Origin of the sequence: Stieleria tagensis (genome assembly GCF_024129865.1) — a bacterium.
Taxonomy (GTDB): Bacteria; Planctomycetota; Planctomycetia; order Pirellulales; family Pirellulaceae; genus Stieleria; species Stieleria tagensis.
This window is the reverse complement of the sequence record NZ_JAMYFE010000015.1, coordinates 1-17330: the sequence shown is the minus strand read 5'-3', so window position 1 is coordinate 17330 and position 17330 is coordinate 1. Positions and strand designations below refer to the sequence as shown.

At 57.2% G+C, this 17330-nt stretch carries 14 protein-coding genes; 9 read left to right on the top strand and 5 right to left on the bottom strand.

Annotated features, from left to right (window positions below; all coding sequences use genetic code 11):
- Positions 1-86: 86 nt before the first annotated feature.
- Entirely contained in the window at positions 87-1757 is a 1671-nt protein-coding gene (locus tag NHH03_RS02045) for a sigma-70 family RNA polymerase sigma factor (protein WP_253154070.1), read from the top strand.
- A 34-nt stretch (positions 1758-1791) separates the two neighbouring features.
- Here the strand turns inward: NHH03_RS02045 and cmoB are convergent, their stop codons facing one another.
- From cmoB to NHH03_RS02030, 3 genes are read right to left on the bottom strand one after another with little or no spacing between them, the layout of a single operon-like run.
- Positions 1792-2775, bottom strand: coding sequence for a tRNA 5-methoxyuridine(34)/uridine 5-oxyacetic acid(34) synthase CmoB (gene cmoB, locus NHH03_RS02040; protein WP_253154069.1), 984 nt, complete (start codon positions 2773-2775; stop codon positions 1792-1794).
- Entirely contained in the window at positions 2772-3512 is a 741-nt protein-coding gene (gene cmoA, locus NHH03_RS02035; protein WP_253154068.1) for a carboxy-S-adenosyl-L-methionine synthase CmoA, read from the bottom strand. The genes cmoB and cmoA overlap by 4 nt, the downstream gene beginning before the upstream one ends.
- The gene (locus NHH03_RS02030; protein ID WP_253154067.1) at positions 3512-4462 is read right to left on the bottom strand and encodes a DNA integrity scanning protein DisA nucleotide-binding domain protein; all 951 of its coding nucleotides are present in this window, start codon (positions 4460-4462) and stop codon (positions 3512-3514) included. The genes cmoA and NHH03_RS02030 overlap by 1 nt, the downstream gene beginning before the upstream one ends.
- A 320-nt stretch (positions 4463-4782) precedes the next feature.
- Here NHH03_RS02030 and NHH03_RS02025 point away from each other — a divergent pair, with 320 nt between their 5' ends.
- The 8 genes from NHH03_RS02025 (at position 4783) to NHH03_RS01990 (ending at position 15455) form a co-directional block, all read left to right on the top strand.
- Entirely contained in the window at positions 4783-5517 is a 735-nt protein-coding gene (locus NHH03_RS02025; protein WP_253154066.1) for a hypothetical protein, read from the top strand.
- On the top strand, positions 5514-6599 hold the full coding sequence (locus NHH03_RS02020) for a M24 family metallopeptidase (RefSeq protein WP_253154065.1): 1086 nt from the start codon (positions 5514-5516) through the stop codon (positions 6597-6599). Before NHH03_RS02025 ends, NHH03_RS02020 begins: the two co-directional genes overlap by 4 nt.
- 39 nt (positions 6600-6638) lie before the next feature.
- A complete protein-coding gene (gene accB, locus NHH03_RS02015; RefSeq protein ID WP_253154064.1) occupies positions 6639-7121 on the top strand; it encodes an acetyl-CoA carboxylase biotin carboxyl carrier protein in 483 nt (160 codons plus the stop codon).
- A gap of 89 nt (positions 7122-7210) precedes the next feature.
- Positions 7211-8557, top strand: a complete 1347-nt coding sequence (gene accC / locus NHH03_RS02010; RefSeq protein WP_253154099.1) for an acetyl-CoA carboxylase biotin carboxylase subunit — start codon at positions 7211-7213, stop codon at positions 8555-8557.
- Positions 8558-8561: 4 nt separating this feature from the next.
- A complete protein-coding gene (locus NHH03_RS02005) occupies positions 8562-9692 on the top strand; it encodes an MraY family glycosyltransferase (protein WP_253154063.1) in 1131 nt (376 codons plus the stop codon).
- Positions 9668-12169: an O-antigen ligase family protein gene (locus tag NHH03_RS02000; RefSeq protein WP_253154062.1), complete on the top strand. Its 2502-nt coding sequence runs from the start codon at positions 9668-9670 to the stop codon at positions 12167-12169. The genes NHH03_RS02005 and NHH03_RS02000 overlap by 25 nt, the downstream gene beginning before the upstream one ends.
- Before the next feature lie 73 nt (positions 12170-12242).
- Positions 12243-13448 carry a DUF1573 domain-containing protein gene (locus NHH03_RS01995; protein ID WP_253154061.1) on the top strand — a complete coding sequence of 402 codons (1206 nt, stop codon included), beginning with the start codon at positions 12243-12245 and terminating at the stop codon, positions 13446-13448.
- 45 nt (positions 13449-13493) lie between these two features.
- The gene (locus NHH03_RS01990; protein WP_253154060.1) at positions 13494-15455 is read left to right on the top strand and encodes a multiheme c-type cytochrome; all 1962 of its coding nucleotides are present in this window, start codon (positions 13494-13496) and stop codon (positions 15453-15455) included.
- Positions 15456-15996: 541 nt separating this feature from the next.
- On the opposite strand, the gene NHH03_RS01985 is transcribed toward NHH03_RS01990, so the two are convergent.
- Entirely contained in the window at positions 15997-16323 is a 327-nt protein-coding gene (locus tag NHH03_RS01985) for a type II toxin-antitoxin system RelE/ParE family toxin (RefSeq protein ID WP_253154059.1), read from the bottom strand.
- Entirely contained in the window at positions 16324-16566 is a 243-nt protein-coding gene (locus tag NHH03_RS01980; protein ID WP_253154058.1) for a ribbon-helix-helix domain-containing protein, read from the bottom strand. It lies immediately after the preceding gene.
- Between the last annotated feature and the right edge of the window lie 764 nt (positions 16567-17330).

Genomic DNA, 17330 nt, shown 5'->3' with positions numbered 1-17330 from the left:
GCAACCGAGGCAAAAGACTGGGCGATCCGCCGGGATCGCAGGGACGTTTGGCCAGTCACTGCCAATAGCGCTGGGAAACCATACTGATGCATACCAATTACCGCGATTCGAAAATCAAAGAGCTTCGTGATCAACTTCGTTTCAACCAAAAAACCAAGTTAATCGAGCAGGCTGCCGCTGCGGAAACGCTGCTCAGCGAAACCGAAGAGGACCGCGATTACGCCTACGATTTCTTATGCTTCCGCATCACCAACTATCGATCGGATCGCTCGAGCCGACACAATATTGCTTCTGCCGATCTGGCGCATGACCTGCGTCTGTTGATCGAGGACCTGAGTGAATTGGCCGATCTGTCGGTCGAAGAGATCGCCGAACAGGTTTACACCGTCCAGGATCTCAGCCGCCAATTCAACGTTTCCACCAAGACGATCAGTCGCTGGCGTGAAGCCGGGTTGGTCAGTCGGCGATTGCTGTTCGGCGGCCGCAAACGCGTCGGGTTCCTGAACAGTAGCGTCGAGCAATTCATTGCCAACAACAAAGCCAAGATTCAACGTGGAGAACGTTTCAGTCAGTTGACCGAAGACGAGAAAAGCGAAATCATCGAACGCGCACGACAGTTGGTCGAAGGCGGTGCCGCATTGGCCGACGTCACTCGATTGCTGTCTCAGCAAATGGGCCGCAGTGCCGAAACGGTGCGCTACACACTGAAGAACTTTGACGCCGACAACACGGCCATTGCGATTTTCCCGAATCATCGTGGCGTCCTGACCGATGACGATAAACGCTCGATTTTCAACCAATATCTGAGTGGCGTCTCGGTTCCACAACTTTGCCGGCGTTTCAAACGAACACGCACCAGCATTCAACGGATCCTGATCGAGATGCGTCGTCAACGGATCATGGAACTGCCGCTGGACTATATCTACAACGAAGATTTTGAAGACGCGTCGCGCGAAGCAGAATACTTGGGTGCCGAACCGGAACCGGCCAGTGCCCCACGGAAGGTCCGCGTCCCCAGTGATTTGCCCAGCTACCTGGCGTCGCTGTACGACGTGGCGCTGCTGACCCGCGAACAGGAATATCACCTATTCCGCAAAATGAACTACTTGAAACACAAGGCCAGTCGACTGCGTGAAACGATCGGTGATGAAGCCAGTGGCAAATCGGCGATCATGAACGACATCGAAGCGTTGTACGATCAAGCGGTGAAAGTCAAAAACCGCGTGGTGCAATCGAACTTGCGGTTGGTGGTTTCGATCGCCAAACGGCACATCGCCGGCGCCGACGATTTCTTCTCGCTGGTCAGTGACGGAAACATGTCGCTGATCCGAGCGGTCGAAAAATTCGATTACTCGCGTGGCAACAAATTCAGCACCTATGCATCGTGGGCGATCATGAAGAACTTCGCGCGGACGATTCCGAACGAGTTCAAACATCGTGATCGATTCCGCACGACCACCGAAGAATTGTTCTTGGCACGCCAAGACGAACGGTTGGATCCCTACATGGAGGAATCCGCCCAACGCAGTCGCAAACGCGAATTGTCAAAGATCCTGAACCGCTTGGACGAACGAGAGCAAAAAATCATCTCGGCCCGTTTCGGTCTGGAACGTGGCAGCGAACCGTTGACACTGAAAGAGGTCGGCGCCGAAATGGGTGTGACGAAAGAACGTGTGCGTCAGTTGGAGGCTCGGGCGCTGGCCAAATTGCGAACCGCCGCGAGTGAGAACAACATCGAAATCGATTTTGATCAATAGACATTCCGGGGCGCGGCGGAGCGATTCTGGACGCTTACTCCCGAAACGTTGCGACCAGCGTCGCGCGAAGCGGCGCCGGGTAGCCTTCGATGGTTTTTGATGGGTCCTCGGGATCCAAAAAATCCGACAGCGACTGAAACGTCATCCAATCGGTCGATCGCTGTTCAGCGGTGCTGGTCGCTGTCACATCGATTGTCTGAATCGATTCAAACCCGGTCCGACGTAGCCAACGCTGCAACATCGCCAGCGAGGGCAGAAACCAAACGTTTCGCATCTGAGCGTAACGGTCCTCCGGCACCAACACGCTGGGTTGGTCGTCGTCAACGATCAGTGTTTCTAAAACCAGTGTTCCGCCAGGCTGCAGTGCCGCGGCCAAACTGCGGAGATGATCGATTGGCCCGGTGCGGTGATACAACACGCCCATTGAGAACACCACGTCGAACGCAGCAAGCTTCGCTGGTAAATCGGTGTCGATCATCGGCAGCACAAAATGACGACCGGGTTTGTTCGCATAGCGGTGAAAGACTTCGAACTGCATCAGGAATCGCAGGACCGGATCAAACCCCACCACCATCTCGGCCCCAGCGGCCAACATCCGCCAGCCGTAGTAACCATTTCCACAACCCACATCCAAGACCGATTTGCCCTGTAGATCGATCGCCCCGGAAATGCGATCCCATTTCCAATCGGAGCGCCATTCGGTGTCGATCTGCAACTGCAAAAAACCGAGTGGTCCCTTGCGCCAGGGATGAAACTTCATCAACGTTTCTCGCAGCACCGCGTTGTCATCCGCCGCTGGGCCGACGACTCGCACACCCTGCGCGTCGAATTTCAACGAACGACCTTCGGCCGCCGGCAATTGATCCAGCGCCGCCACCCAGCGTTTGAGATCACCATTGGTCGGTTGGTCCAATCGCCGGGCACAGGTCAGGGCGACGTGATCGGCAAAGTCATTCAATCCACGACCACGCAACCAACGATCCAGCGGCGCTCGATCAAACCACTCAGGCGGCATCATGTGGACTGTTTGACGGCCAAGATGGAAACGAAATTAAAGCACTGGAACCAGGGCGTGACGACGTCAAATCCGACATCGCGTAAACGCGTTGTATGCGTCGGGATCGATTCGGGAATCAACGTGTTTTCCAGTGAGGTGCGTTTTTGGGCGATTTCTAATTCGCTGTATCCGCAGGCCCGTTTGAAGTCCAAGTGCAGATCGCCCAGCAAGTCCTGTTGACCGGGTTCGTCAAAACAAACCTTTTCGCTAAGCACCAACGCAGCGCCGGGCACCATCGCATCAAAGCAGTTTTGCAGCAACCGGCCACGCGCCGGGGCGGGCACAAATTGCAAGGTAAAATTCAGGACGATCATCGACGCGTTGCTCATTGCGACCTGACACAGGTCGGCCAGATGCAATTCAACCCTGCAAGCCTGCGGTGCCGCAGGCAGCTCGTGCAAACGCTTGCTCAATTGATCGATCATCGCCGGAGAATTATCGACCGCGTGAATCGTCGCATCGATCGGTGCCTGTTGGCGGATCAGCATGGTCGCCGCGCCAAGTGAACAGCCCAAGTCATAAACATTCGTGCCGCTGCGAACATAGCGACCGGCCAATTGCTCGATCACCGACAAGATGGACGCATACCCCGGAACAGACCGAGCGATCATGTCGGGAAAGACATCAACCACCTGCTGGTCAAATTGAAATTGGCCGACGCGGTCACGTGGCAAGGCGTACAAGTTGTCTCGCGACATCAGTCTTCGCCGCTAGCGCTCGGCGGCTTGAACGAAATTTCCTGCCACTTGATGCCCTTGTCCATCGGTTCGATTTGCATTTTCAGGAACCCGTTTTGGTACAACCGAACCGTGCCGGTCGATTGGCTGACGACGATCCCGACGGCTTTGGTTCGCCGCGTGATCGCGGCGGCCGCCCAGTGTCGCGATCCCAGACCCTTGGACATGTTCAAGTCTTCGTGCAGGACTTCTAACATTTGGCGGCTGCGTTCGATCACACCGTCGGCGTTGATCAAGAAGGCGCCGTCCAGTTGGGACAGTTCTTTGGCATCTTCCTGGACGCGCCCGTCCAGCAGGTTGCGGGCTTTGCGATTGTAGCCGCGAAAAGGATCCACGCCGCTGTCGTTGGCATGTTTCAAGACATTGCGAGTGTCCCCGACGACAAACAAGGCCCCGACGGGTTTCCCCTCACGGCCTTCGACACCGATCTGCACCGCCAGGTCGACGACCACCTTCAACGTTTTCAGCGGCACGCTACTTTCGAGCGATTGCAAATCACGAGTGCTCAGCCGTCGCATCCGTTCGTCCAGCTTGAGATGGCTGATCGAATCGAGCCGGCCGGAAGTGAATCCACCATAGAGCGCAACGACTTCATCGTTGGGTTTAATGAACTCGTCGGCCGCGGCTTCTAGAAGTGCGTGTTGTAGACGCTCCAGCAGCGGCGCTTTTTCTTTGTTGAGCGCCAGCGGTTTCAAACCTGCTTCGGCGGCCCCTTCAAGCTCTTCTTCGGTGTTGACGGCCACCACAAAGGGTTTGTCAAAATCAAATTTGGCGGCCAATTCGGACAGCCGCTGCCAATCGCTGGAACCTTCCAGCAAGACCACGATTGCGTCCGCCGACAACTCCTTGACCAACGTCATCGCCGATGCCAGCATCGCCGTGTTGTGTTTGGTCAATCGCAGTGTCGCCATCGCACGCTTTTCGTCAGAGGAGGCATCAGGTTAGTTATTTTCCATTCAACTGTAGCTCACCGTTAAAACCACGCACAGTCGATCGGCAACCGAAAATCGTGATTTTTGCGGGATCGCAACGACGTCTTGAACGCCAACTGGCACGTCATCATGCCGGCCTGGCAAGCATCGACAGGTGAAAGTTGCGGGTCACCTATCCAATCGATAGACTTCTGGCGATGAACACCGCCGGACCTGACACTTGCGTGTCGATTGACGATTGTCGCGCAGCACACCGCCCTCCGAACCCTGCCCAGCGATGCAGTGTCCGCTGGCAACCAATGCGATCACTGGGACTCGTCGGGGTCTGTGTGATTGCGATCGGCTGTGGGTCCTCGGATCAGCCCGATCCCCCCGATCACTCGTTATCTCAATCGTCATCCACCACCGAGCCACTGAAAGCTCCGTGGCCGGAAACATCGTTTGGCGATCAAATCATTGCCGGCCGGCAAGCGACCAGCGATCGGATCGAACTGATCGAGACCGTAGCCGACGACAGCATGCTGAGTGATCTTTCGCCTGACGACGAATGGTTGGAAGTTTTGATTCTGGATGCCGGTCGGATCACCGACGCAGGAATCGAATCGATCGCCAAACTCCCCAAGCTATGGCATCTGCGTTTGCGCAGTTCGCCGATCGGCGACGACGGACTACGCCAACTGACCGGATCTCAGACGATCCAGATCTTGAACCTGCCACAATCCGAGGCGACAGCGGCAGGGGTGGCCGAGCTGGCCAAATTGCCGAACTTGAGAAATCTGCGTCTGGGCGGCAATCGTTTGGCTGCCGACACGGCCGCGGGAATCGCATCCATTGACAGCTTGCGTAACCTGCATCTGATCGGCGTTCCGATCGACGACCAGGGATTGCGACAGATCGCCTCGCTGCCCAAACTCCAGTCGCTGTACTTGGACGATAGCGCCGTGACATCGGCGGGGTGGGATTGGTTGTTCGAAACCCATCCCGACCTGCACGTTCATGTCAACCAAAAACACTTGGACCGTGGCCATCAATGACCCCTCGAATCGCACAACTCTCTCGCCAGCTGTCGGATTTGAATGTCGACGCATTCTTTGTCACCGACGAAATCAACGTCCACTACCTGACCGGATTCACCGGCGACAGCTCCACGCTGCTGGTCGGTTCATCATCAGCGACGATGATCAGCGATGGGCGATACAAAGCACAATTGCAGGAGGAGTGCCCTGACCTGGAGGCCGCGATCCGCACGCCAGCCGATAAACCGATGGATTTCCTTGCCCAGGTGCTCGGTGGGGTCGGTGCCACACGAATTGGAATCGAAGCCGACCAGATGACCGTGGCGACGCTGCACGAGTTGTCTCGGCGGATGCCGACGGTCCAGTGGGTCGAGACCGCCGGGGTGGTCGGTGGACTGCGGATGATCAAGGACGCTCAGGAAATCGAAACCCTTCGCAGTGCGGTGCGGATCAACCAGCGGGCCTTGCAATCCGTGCTCGCCAAACTCGGGCCGGACTGGACCGAACAAGAAATCGCCTACGAGCTCGAGTCGACGATTCGCCGTTTGGGCGCGACCGGCTTCAGTTTTGACCCGATCGTCGGTGCCGGCCCCGGCGGAGCCAAACCACACTACCAAAGCGGCCACCAGCGGGTGGGCGACCACCCGACCTTGCTGGTCGACTGGGGCACCAAACTAGGGGGATACGCAAGCGATTTGACCCGTTGCTTCCATTTTGGCAGCCCACCGGCACGATTTTTTTCTGCTTACGAAGCGGTTTTAGAATCCCAGATGGCGGCGATTGACGCGATCGCGCCGGGTGTGTCGGGGTCTGAAATCGACGCCATTGCTCGTGGTGTGCTAAAGAAAGCGGGGCTGGCCGAGTATTTTGTGCACGGGCTGGGGCACGGCGTAGGCCTGCAAATCCATGAATCCCCGCGTCTTTCCTCTGTCAGTGACGATACGTTGCAACCGGGCATGGTGATTACCATTGAACCGGGCGTTTATTTTGAGGGTGAGTTTGGAATTCGGATCGAAGACGACATTCTGGTGACCGAGTCGGGGCATGAGGTTTTAAGTACCATGCCAAAGGGACTCGATGATTGTCGATTGATCCTGTAAAACCTCGCTCGATCTTCTTTTTCTCGTGATGAGATAGGTATGAGCAAAGGTAAACCACAAGACGATAGCGTCTTTGATATTCAACGAATCCGCGACATCGTGAAGCTGATGGAAGAGCACGAGTTGACGGAGGTTGATCTGCAGCAAGGCGACGATCGCATCAAACTCGGTCGCGGTGGACAACAGGTTGTGATGCCAGCATCACCGCCACCGGCGTATTCTGCCGGCCCAGCCCCCGCTGCAGCGACGCCATCACCGGCCGCGTCGGTCGATGATGGATCCATCACCATCAATTCACCGATGGTGGGTACGTTCTACGCCAAGGCCACTCCGGAATCGAAGCCGTTTGTCGAAATCGGCCAGATGGTCAGCCCCGAGACAATCGTCTGCATTGTCGAAGCGATGAAGGTCTTCAACGAAATTCCAGCCGAATGCAGCGGAAAAGTGATCGAAGTCTTGGTCGCCGACCAAGAAGCGGTCGATTTCGGCAAGCCGATGTTCCGGATTCAACCGAATTCATAGCTCCCAGCGCCAGTGATCGAATCGACTCGGCCCTCGATGCGTGATCGTGAGGCGGCCGAGCTGGATCATCGGACATGTTAGAGAAAACAGTGTTTCAAAAAGTATTGATCGCCAACCGCGGCGAAATTGCGGTCCGAATCATTCGCGCCTGCCGTGAAATGGGTATTCAATCGGTCGCGGTCTATAGCACCGCCGATGCCGATTCAATGCACGTCGAACTGGCCGATGAAGCGTATTGCATCGGCGGCCCGAAAAGCGCCGATAGCTACCTGAAGATCGATCAAATCATCGCTGCGGCAGAGGTCGCCAACGTCGATGCGATCCATCCCGGTTACGGCTTTTTGGCTGAAAACGCGCATTTCAACGAAGTCTGTCGTGAAAGCGGTTTCGAATTCATCGGTCCCAGCGCCAGCGCGATGGACAAACTGGGTGACAAAAACACCGCCCGCTCGATGGCCATCGCCAGCAAGGTGCCGGTCGTCCCCGGCAGCGACGGATTGATCGATGATGATCAAGCCGCCATTGGAATCGCCCAAGAAATCGGGTTCCCCGTGCTGATCAAAGCCACCGCCGGTGGTGGCGGTAAAGGCATGCGGGTAGCCGAAGACGTCGATTCGTTGGCAAACGCGCTCAGCCAAGCACGCAAAGAAGCCCAAGCCGCATTCGGCAACGGCGGCGTCTATCTGGAACGCTATGTCACCTCGCCACGGCACGTCGAAGTCCAAGTCATCGCCGACACCCATGGCAATGTGTGCCATTTGTTTGAACGAGATTGCAGTGTCCAACGTAGACACCAAAAGCTGATCGAAGAGGCACCGAGTCCGAATCTGCCCGCCGAAAAACGCGCCGCGATCTGTGAGGCCGCCGTGCGGATGATCCGCGGTGCCGACTACAGCAACGCCGGCACGGTGGAATTTATCGTCGATCAGAACGATGATTTTTTCTTTATCGAAGTCAACGCACGGATCCAGGTCGAACACCCGGTCACCGAAATGATCACCGGCGTGGACCTGATCAAAGAACAGATTCGTGTCGCCGCCGGCGAAAAATTGTCGTTCTGCCAAGACGATGTGACCATCACCGGGCATGCGATCGAATGTCGAATCAACGCCGAAAACCCCGACAAGAATTTCATGCCGAATCCGGGCAAGATTCAACGATTCTATGCACCCGGTGGGTTCGGCGTGCGGTTTGATTCGCACGCCTATGGCGGGTACACCGTCCCGCAGCACTACGATTCCATGATCGGCAAATTGATCGTGCATCGTCCGACCCGCGACGAAGCGATCGCAACGATGCGACGGGCTTTGGCCGAGGTCATCACCGACGGAATCTCGACCACCGCCAAGTTCCACGACGCGGTCTTGCAACACCCCGAATTCGTTTCGGGCAAGCACGACACCAAATTTGTCGAACGCGAATTCACAGGCAACTGATCACTTGGACGCTTCGCTGATCGGATGGCTGATTGGATTGGCGGTGATCCCACCGCTGGTGATCAGTTGGATCAGCTTGTATCCGGTCCGCCGCAACGCGGTGCGACTGGGGTTGGTTGCCGCTCCGGGCGGCCACAGCACCCACACCACGACCACGCCGCTCGGTGGCGGAATTGGGATCTGGTTGGGGATCATGATTCCGATGTCGCTGGGGACGCTGCTGGTCCTGGCCGCCGGCCACAGCGAATCGGTTGCCGACTGGTTGCCCGACCGGCTGACCGTTTTCTTCGCCGGCATCTCGCAGCGTCTGGGTGAATTATGGGGCTTGCTGGCTGCCGCCACGGTGCTGTTTGCGTTGGGGATTTGGGATGACCGCCGCGGGGCACCGGTGCTGTTGCGACTGGCGGTCGAATTCGCCGTCGCCGCCTATGTCGTTTACTATCTGGGATTCGGATTGACCGCGTTCATCGGCGCAACTTGGTTGACGAATCTGTTGTCGGTGGTCTGGATCGTGGCCGTGATCAACTCCTTCAATATGCTGGACAACATGGACGGTCTAAGCGGTGGCGTGGCGGCCATCATCGCCGCGTCGATGGCGGCGGTGATGTTGACCACACCCAGTCCCGGAACCAGCCAACCACAATTATTCGTCGCCGGTTTGCTACTGTCGGTCTGTGGATCTTTGCTGGGATTTCTGTGGCACAACCGTCCGCCGGCTCGAATTTTCATGGGGGACGGTGGCAGTTACCTGGTCGGGTTTTTGATCGCTGTTTCGATGTTGATGGCGACGTTTGCCAGTGAGCCACGGCCGCACGCGGTGCTGGCCCCACTGTGTGTGATGGCGATTCCGATGTACGACATGGCAACCGTGCTGTGGATTCGTCTGCGCGAACGCCGCAGCCTGTTTGTCGGCGACCGCAGTCATTTCTCACATCGCTTGGTCGCGCTGGGACTCTCGCGGACGCAAGCGGTTCTGACCATTTATTTGGTCACGGCGACCTGTGGACTTGCGACTCTGCTGTTGGTTCACGTCACGATGCTGCAGGCGATCGCGGTGATGGGGATTGTTGCCTGCATGTTGTTATTGGTCGTGATCTTGGAATCGACCGGATGGCAAAAGCAAAACGACGACTGAAACACGACCGATCGCGGGCGACGGAGCCGTCGATAGCCACAGTTGCCCACACGTTGTCGGTGCCGGCCTGGGCTATCCTGTGCCGTCGCTGCGCCGCTGCGCTGCTGGGCGCGATGGTGGTGTACACCGCTTATTTTCCCAGCGACAGCTTGCAGGTCGAAAGCGGCGACGCGCTGTGGTTCACAGCGCTGGCGCTGATCCTGTGGACAACCACATTGGCGACTCAGCCGATCCTTGCCGCGGCAACAGCCTTCTCTCGCGCGGACGGCGCCCACAGGGACAACGCAACCACACTGCTGGGGCGCGGTTTGTTGATCGACGTCCTGGTTTGGAACTTGGCGCTGTGGATGATGTTGGCCGCACTCGCCACCTGCCCGCCAGGGAATTTGCGGCAGGCGACCAACGAGGCCTGGTTTTGGATAGCCGCCGCAGCGGTGATCAGCGCCGCGCGGCGACTGGTCTGCGATCGCGCCAGTCGAGTGATGTTGTTGTCGTTGCTGTTTGCCGTGGCGATCGGATCGTCCGTTCACGCGCTGCACCAACAATGGTTCAGTTTGCCGCAAATGCGAGTCGAGTATTTGTCGAACCCCGAGGCGACCTTGCAAGCTGCTGGAATCGACGCACCACGCGGTTCGGCCCAGCGGATGGTGTTCGCCAACCGCTTGCTGGACGGTGGTCCGACGGCCAATTTTGCGTTGGCAAATTCGCTGGCTGCGGTGTTGATGATCGCCGTGGTCGTTCCGATCGGCCTGCTGCGACGATCGACAGGCCGATCGCAGCCCGGCAGTCCGTTTCAGACCGAATCCCATGCCGGCCGTTTTGCAGCTGGGTTGTTGACACCGCAGTCGTTGGCAATGGGTTTGCTGGCGCTGGTTGGCGCAGCCGCGCTGCTTGCGACGCACAGCCGCAGCGCCCTGGTCGCCTGCTTGTGCGGTGTGATCTGGGTTTGGTTTGCCGGGCGGACCCACAAACCATGGGCACGAGGCTTGATCGCCGCCTGCATTCTCTCTGCGGTTGGAATCACGGCGCTGATGCTGTTTGGCGACGACGAGTGGATGTCGGCCGCACCGGCTTCGCTTGAATTTCGTCTGCACTACTGGAAATCAACTCTGGCGATGTTGATCGACCATCCCCTATTTGCTGCCGGCCCCGGTGGATTTCGCGCAGCCTATCTGCAGTACCGATTGCCGGTGGCCAATGAAACGATTGCCGATCCACACAACTTCGTTTTCGAAACCCTCGCTGCCGGTGGATTCATCGCGGGTGGGTTGTTGCTGGCGACGGGGATCGCCTGCGCCAAAGTCATTCGTATCGCAAGCATCGATGCTGACGGTGATGATACCGACGGCCCGGCGGCAACCGACGCGGCCTGGATCGGTTCCGGTGCCGGTGTGTCGCTAGGTTTGATCTGGCTATTTTCGCTGGCTTCCGGGCAATTGCTGGATTTCCAAGCCGGCGTGTTCGCGGTGCCCGTCGCAATCGCGGCGTGGTGGTCGGCCAACCGCTGGCTGGGAACACGCTCAACAGCGGACCTGCGGCGGATTGAAATCGGTTGTTTGGTCGCAATCTTGACTCACCTGACCGTTTCTGGCGGCTGGACCGTTCCCGGGGTCGCATTGCCGATTTGGTTCATCCTCGCAATGTTATGCCGCCTGCCGTTGCCGATCACCTCGGGCACGGCGGGTGCTGACGCCGGCGAACCGGATCTCCGCACAACAGCTGATTCGATCGATCGCACTCGGACGGTATTCCGTCTGGCGCTCGCAGCCTTTGTGATCGGCGCGGGGCTGTTGCTGACATTGCGATCGGCGTCAATCGATCCGGTGCAGACCGCGCAAACGGCTTTGGCAAACGCGACCGATGCAGCTGGGCAGGGGCTGACGCAGCGTGCCGATCGTGAAAGTCAGCGTGCGATTGCCGCCGACAGCTGGGATGATTCGGCGTCCATCTGGCGGTCGCAATGGCTATGCGGCCGACTGGTTGCCGAAGGCGATGATCCGCGGGTTCGCGATCAATGGCGTTCTGCAATACAGATCACGCTCGACCGCTGTGGCGATAATCCGCTGGCCTGGCGTGCCCTCGGCGATCAGTGTCTGCATCTGTACCAGCGATTCGGCCTGAGCGACGACCTGCAACAAGCCGAACAACTCATTTTCCAGGCGATGGCTGGCAATCCGACCGATTTATCACTGGTCGCTCAGGCCGCCGTCATCGCCGACCAACAAGGCGATCGGCAAACCGCCCTGACGCTTGCCAAGCGGGCACAGGGGCTGTCAAAACTGGGGGATAACATCGTCCGCGATTTAGGGTTGCAGCAGATTTACGTCGTTAGAAAATTAGGGACCAGCGCCGCTCGCAGCCCGCAGCGGCGGCCGGTCAAAGATTTGTTTCGTGAGCGACTCGGTCAGATTGCCGAACCAGGTGACACGGCCGAGCGTAGCAACGACACCGCGAATACTGTGAAACTCGTCGAATAGGTCTGATCTCGTGAATAAAATCTGGTTGCTACTGCCTCTTTCGCTGGCCCTGGGCACCACTTTTGCTTGGGCAATGAACTATTCCGCTTACGGATTTCGCAAAGCAAAATTCGGCGAGATCACGATGGATGGCACGGTCACGGCCGACAACGTAATGGAGAAGCTGAAGGAATTTCATTCGGATTCCGCCGCCATCGCCGAACTGCAGTCCGACAAGAACTACGACTTTGGTGCCATGGCGCCGGGCACAAAGGGCACGCATGAATTTGTGATCAAAAATACCGGTGCCGAACCGCTGAAACTGGAACTCGGTGCGTCGACCTGCAAATGCACGCTCGGTTCTCTCAAAGACAGCGAATTAATGCCCGGCGAATCGACTTCGGTCGAACTCGAATGGACCGTCAGTTCTGACAAGAAAACGTTCAGCCAGTCTGCGGAACTGCGCACGAACGACCCCACCCAACCGGCGATTCGTTTGCAAGTTTCCGGGTTGGTGATTCGCGAGATCGAATTCGAACCCAAAGAGGTTTCGTTTGGCGAAGTCCTGTCAGGTGACGAATTCCAGTTCACCACCAAAATGTACAGCTACTACGAAACGCAAATCGAGCCGACAAAGGTTAGCTTTGGGAGTGAAGAACTGACAAAACTGTCTGATTTCAAAATCGAACCCTTTGAAGTCTCCGATGCCGACGGTGTCCACAAGCAAGCCAAGCAGGGCTTCAATGTGATCACTACCGTTCAACCAGGCCTGCGCCAGGGCCCCATGGTGACCACGATGAACGTCGGCTTCAAGAACCCCGATTACAAAGCCCCAACCGACGCGACCGCCACCAACAACGTCGACGACAAGGACCAACTGTATTACGCATCCGCCGAATTAGCCGGTCGTGTCATCGGATCGTTGACGATGATTGAGTCGTCGAAACTGAAGTCGACTTCGGGAGGGGGGTACTACTGGAGCCTTGGCCGTTTGGACAGCGAAGATAGTTTGGAGTTCAAAGCTTTAGTGGCTTTAAAGGGTAGCGAAAAAGACACAACAAACCTTACGATTGGGGAGGTCTACCCAAGTGACGTAATCCAGGCCGAGTTTGACGCCCCGCTGGGCAAAGGTTCAATGCAACTTTTCCCGCTGAAACTCAAGCTGACACCGGGTGACAAGACGATTGACTTGCTAGGTAAAAACAAAGACGACTTCGGATGGGTCTGGATCGAATCCGATAATCCGAAGGTCAGCCGCATGCGAGTGGCCGTGAAAGTGTTGATCGAACCGAGACCTTAGCTCCCGTCGCAGTCTGAACTGCGGCAAACTTTCGGCAGATGTGACGTGAAACAAACAGAGCACTTCGAAACGACCGTAGGCAGACGCTATCAAAGCCGACAAACATTGCCCGCTGCCGCGGCGGCGTGGTTTGCTGTCATTTCACTCGGCGTGATCAGTGGTTGCGGATCCGAACCACCCTCGGTCGCCCTGCTGGAACGGCAAACGCCGGCCGAGTTCGATGCCCAGTTGGCTAGCGGTCAGGTGGACTTGGCGACACCCCAGGCCACACCACCGCAACCGCCATCGGATCACGGCGACGCCACCCGATTTGCCTCGTTTTCCCACCGGTTCAAACGTCCCATCGAATGGGATTTTGTCGGTTTTGACGCGGCTACGGGATCACAAAACAGCGCCCGTCGCCGCCGCGCTGAAGCGGTGCAACTGATTCAATCCGCTCAGCAGGGCACTGCCTCGACACCACCGGTTGAAGTGGTGCCGACGCCAACGGCACAGCCGGAGGTCAAAGCGGAGCCCATTCCAACGCCACAGGGCGCCCCCGAACGGGATTCGATGCGCGGTCAGGCCACCGCCAACAAACCTGCCTTGATCGACGCAGCCAACGAACTCGGATTAGTCGGCACACCAACCGGCCCCGAGGACTATCGCAAATGGCCGCAACCTGACGTCGTCTTGTTCATCACCGGCGACCAACACGGTTACATCGAACCCTGTGGATGCACGGGCCTGGACAAACAAAAGGGCGGCGTCGCGCGGCGGATGACCTTTATGAATCAATTGCGCCAGTCCGGCTGGGAACTCGTCCCCATCGATGCGGGCAATCAAATTCGCCGGATCGGCCAGCAAGCGGCGATCAAATTTGAAAAGTCCGCCAATGCCCTCAAGCAGATGAAGTACCAAGCCGTCGGTTTGGGGCCAGCCGACATGCGATTGAGCGCAACGGACTTGATCTCCGTCGGTTATGCCGACACGCCCGACGAGGCGATGTATGTCGCTGGCAACGTCGTGTTGATCGACCCATCCTTTTTGCCCGACCACAAAGTCGTTCAACAAGGTCAGTGGAAGATCGGTTTGACATCGATCTTGGACCCCAAGGCCTTGGAAGCGCCACTGGGAGACGAAGTGCAGGTCAATCCGATCAAGGAAGCCGCCACCAAGACGCTGAAAGAAATGAACGCCGCCGGTGCAAATTTCCGTGTGCTGACGTTCTTTGGCACAGAAGCGGATGCGAAACAATTGATGATCGATGTGCCAGGCTATGACCTGATCATTGTCTCCGGCGGCTACGGCGAACCGACCTACCGCCCCCAATCGATCGACGGCAGCAAGACACAACTGATTGTGACCGGCAACAAAGGCATGTTCGCCGGACTGGTCGGCTTGTATGGCGACGAGCCGATGAAGTACGCCCGCGTGCCACTGACACACGAATTCAGTGATGCTCCCGAGATGCGTCAACTGATGGCAGACTACCAACAGCAGCTCGAACAACTGGGGCTTTCGGGGTTGGGGATTTCGCCGATCCCACACCCATCGGGCGAAAAATTTGTTGGCACCGCAACCTGTGCCAAGTGTCATGAATCAGCGTTCGACGTTTGGGAGAGTTCGCCCCACGCCGAAGCCACCGACCACATCGTCGAACCGACCGAAGGCCGGGGCGATATCCCTCGCCATTTTGATCCCGAGTGCATCAGTTGCCACGTCACCGGATGGAATCCACAAAACTACTACCCCTATGAATCGGGTTATCTGAGTCTGGAAAAGACGCCGCATCTGACCGGCAGTGGTTGCGAGAACTGCCATGGGCCGGGAGCGAGTCACTCAGCGGCCGAAGCCGAAAATTCAGGCGTCAGCGAAGAACGCAAGAAGAGCTTACGGTTGGCGATGCAATTGCCTTTGGAGCGAGCCAAGGAGCACTGCATGCAGTGCCATGACTTGGACAATAGCCCAGACTTCCACGAAGAAGGCGCCTTTGAGGACGAGTATTGGCCGCAGGTCGAGCACTAAACGTCATCGCCCGGTCAACTGTCGGTATTTTTACAACCCAGTGAATCCCGCGTCGGCCGCCGGCCTGAGGTGCTGCCGTTGGTGTGGAGGATTTATCCGACCTCTTTCGTTCTGCGTCTTGCCACCGAGTACTTTCGCCCGAGATGACGCAGTCGTGATGGCCCAAGTGGTGGATCGATCGCCTTGTTTCAATCCACTTTGATTCTCCGTGCCTTGGTGCCTCCGTGAGATCCATTGGTCCGCAGTCTCTCACAGAGGCACCAAGGCACGGAGACGAGATAGCAATCGGTCAACGGTGCAGTTGCCCGCACGTTGCGTTGCCGAGAATCTCTGGCATCACCGGATCCGTTGACGGGATTTATTTCGGTCTGAAGATTAGCGGTGTCCGTCGTAGTATGCGGAGCTTCCGTTGCAGGAGTTCCGACAGCATTGGGACAGGCAATGGGTGCGGGACAGACCGATGGGTACCTAGAAACGCAGGTAGAAGGTGCAAAGGAATCATCGCCCGCAGCAACCTCTCCATCTCTCCCGCTGTCGGCGTTTAGTTACATTGCAGTGCAATCTGATCAAGTTCCTGACCGCCTCGGATGACACGCGCAACATCGATTGTTTCAGCCGTCACAAAATAGAGAACGACATAGCTACGGAAATCGTTTACCAACTTCGCCCGAAGCCCTTCTGCTTCCTGACGTATCGTCGGCACTGCACCGCCAGCTTCGGGAAACTGGCATAATAATTCGACGGTTTCTTCGATGGCATCAAGAAATCGAAATGCTGCATCAAGGTTCGTTTCCGCAATACGGTCTGAGTGTCCAGCGATATCTTCAATTGCGAGCTGCCGGCGGTACGGTACTTTCCGACCTGTCATCTAACTTCCGTGCTTGGACTTTAATCTTTCGCGGATAGCATCAATTTCTTTTCCATCCCAAGGCTCACTTGGACCGCTCTGAAGGCCTTTGATTGCAAGTTCCTCAACCTCGTTCTGTCGCTCCGAGATTCGCAGAATGAACTGTGACACGAACTCGTTCACGTCTGAATACCCACTGTTTTTTGCGCGTTCAGCAATCGCAGACATAATCGGATCGGGTACTTTTACGCTGATCGTCGACATTTTCGGCTCCATAGTGATTGGCACGCCCCTATTCTACACTACGGCCAATGCATTTCAGACGCCACGCTTCCGCGATTCAACGCTGCGGCGAAATCGGGTAGGGACGCCGGCCTCCCGGCGCACTCCCCACACCACCGTACGTGCGGGTCCGCAGACAGCGGGTCAACGAAGCGGAGCAAGTTCCGCCCACAGAGCCTTGAAGCTCAAGATGCCCTGATCCTGCAACCAATTGTTCGGCATGCCCACGCCGCTGGCGATGGTCTTGGCCATGTGCCAAGGTCCCTTGCGACTGCGTGCGTGGCGAATCGCTTGACGACGTGGAACGCCCAACCGGATCAAGTTTCGCGCGACGCCACTTGTTGGTGTGGAGGATTTATACGACTGAATCGAAAGGAGGATGCGTCATGCTTGGTCGGATAAATCCTCCACACCAACGAAGCACCCGAAACGACGGGTGGTCATCAATCGCTTTGTTTGGATCAACATTGATTCTCCGTGTCTTGGTGCCTCCGTGAGATCGATTGGTCCAAGGTCTCTCACAGAGGCACGAAGGCACGGAGACGAGATAGCAATCGGTCGACGGTGCGGTAGTGCGGTAGCCTGCACGTTGCGTTGCCGAGAAACTCTGGCATCATCGGATCAGTTGGCGGGATTTATTTGGGCGTGAGGATCAGCGATGTCTGGCGTGGTATGCGGAACTTCCGTTACGGCGTTCCGACAGCATTGGGACGAGGCAACGGGTACGGGATATACCGATTGGTACC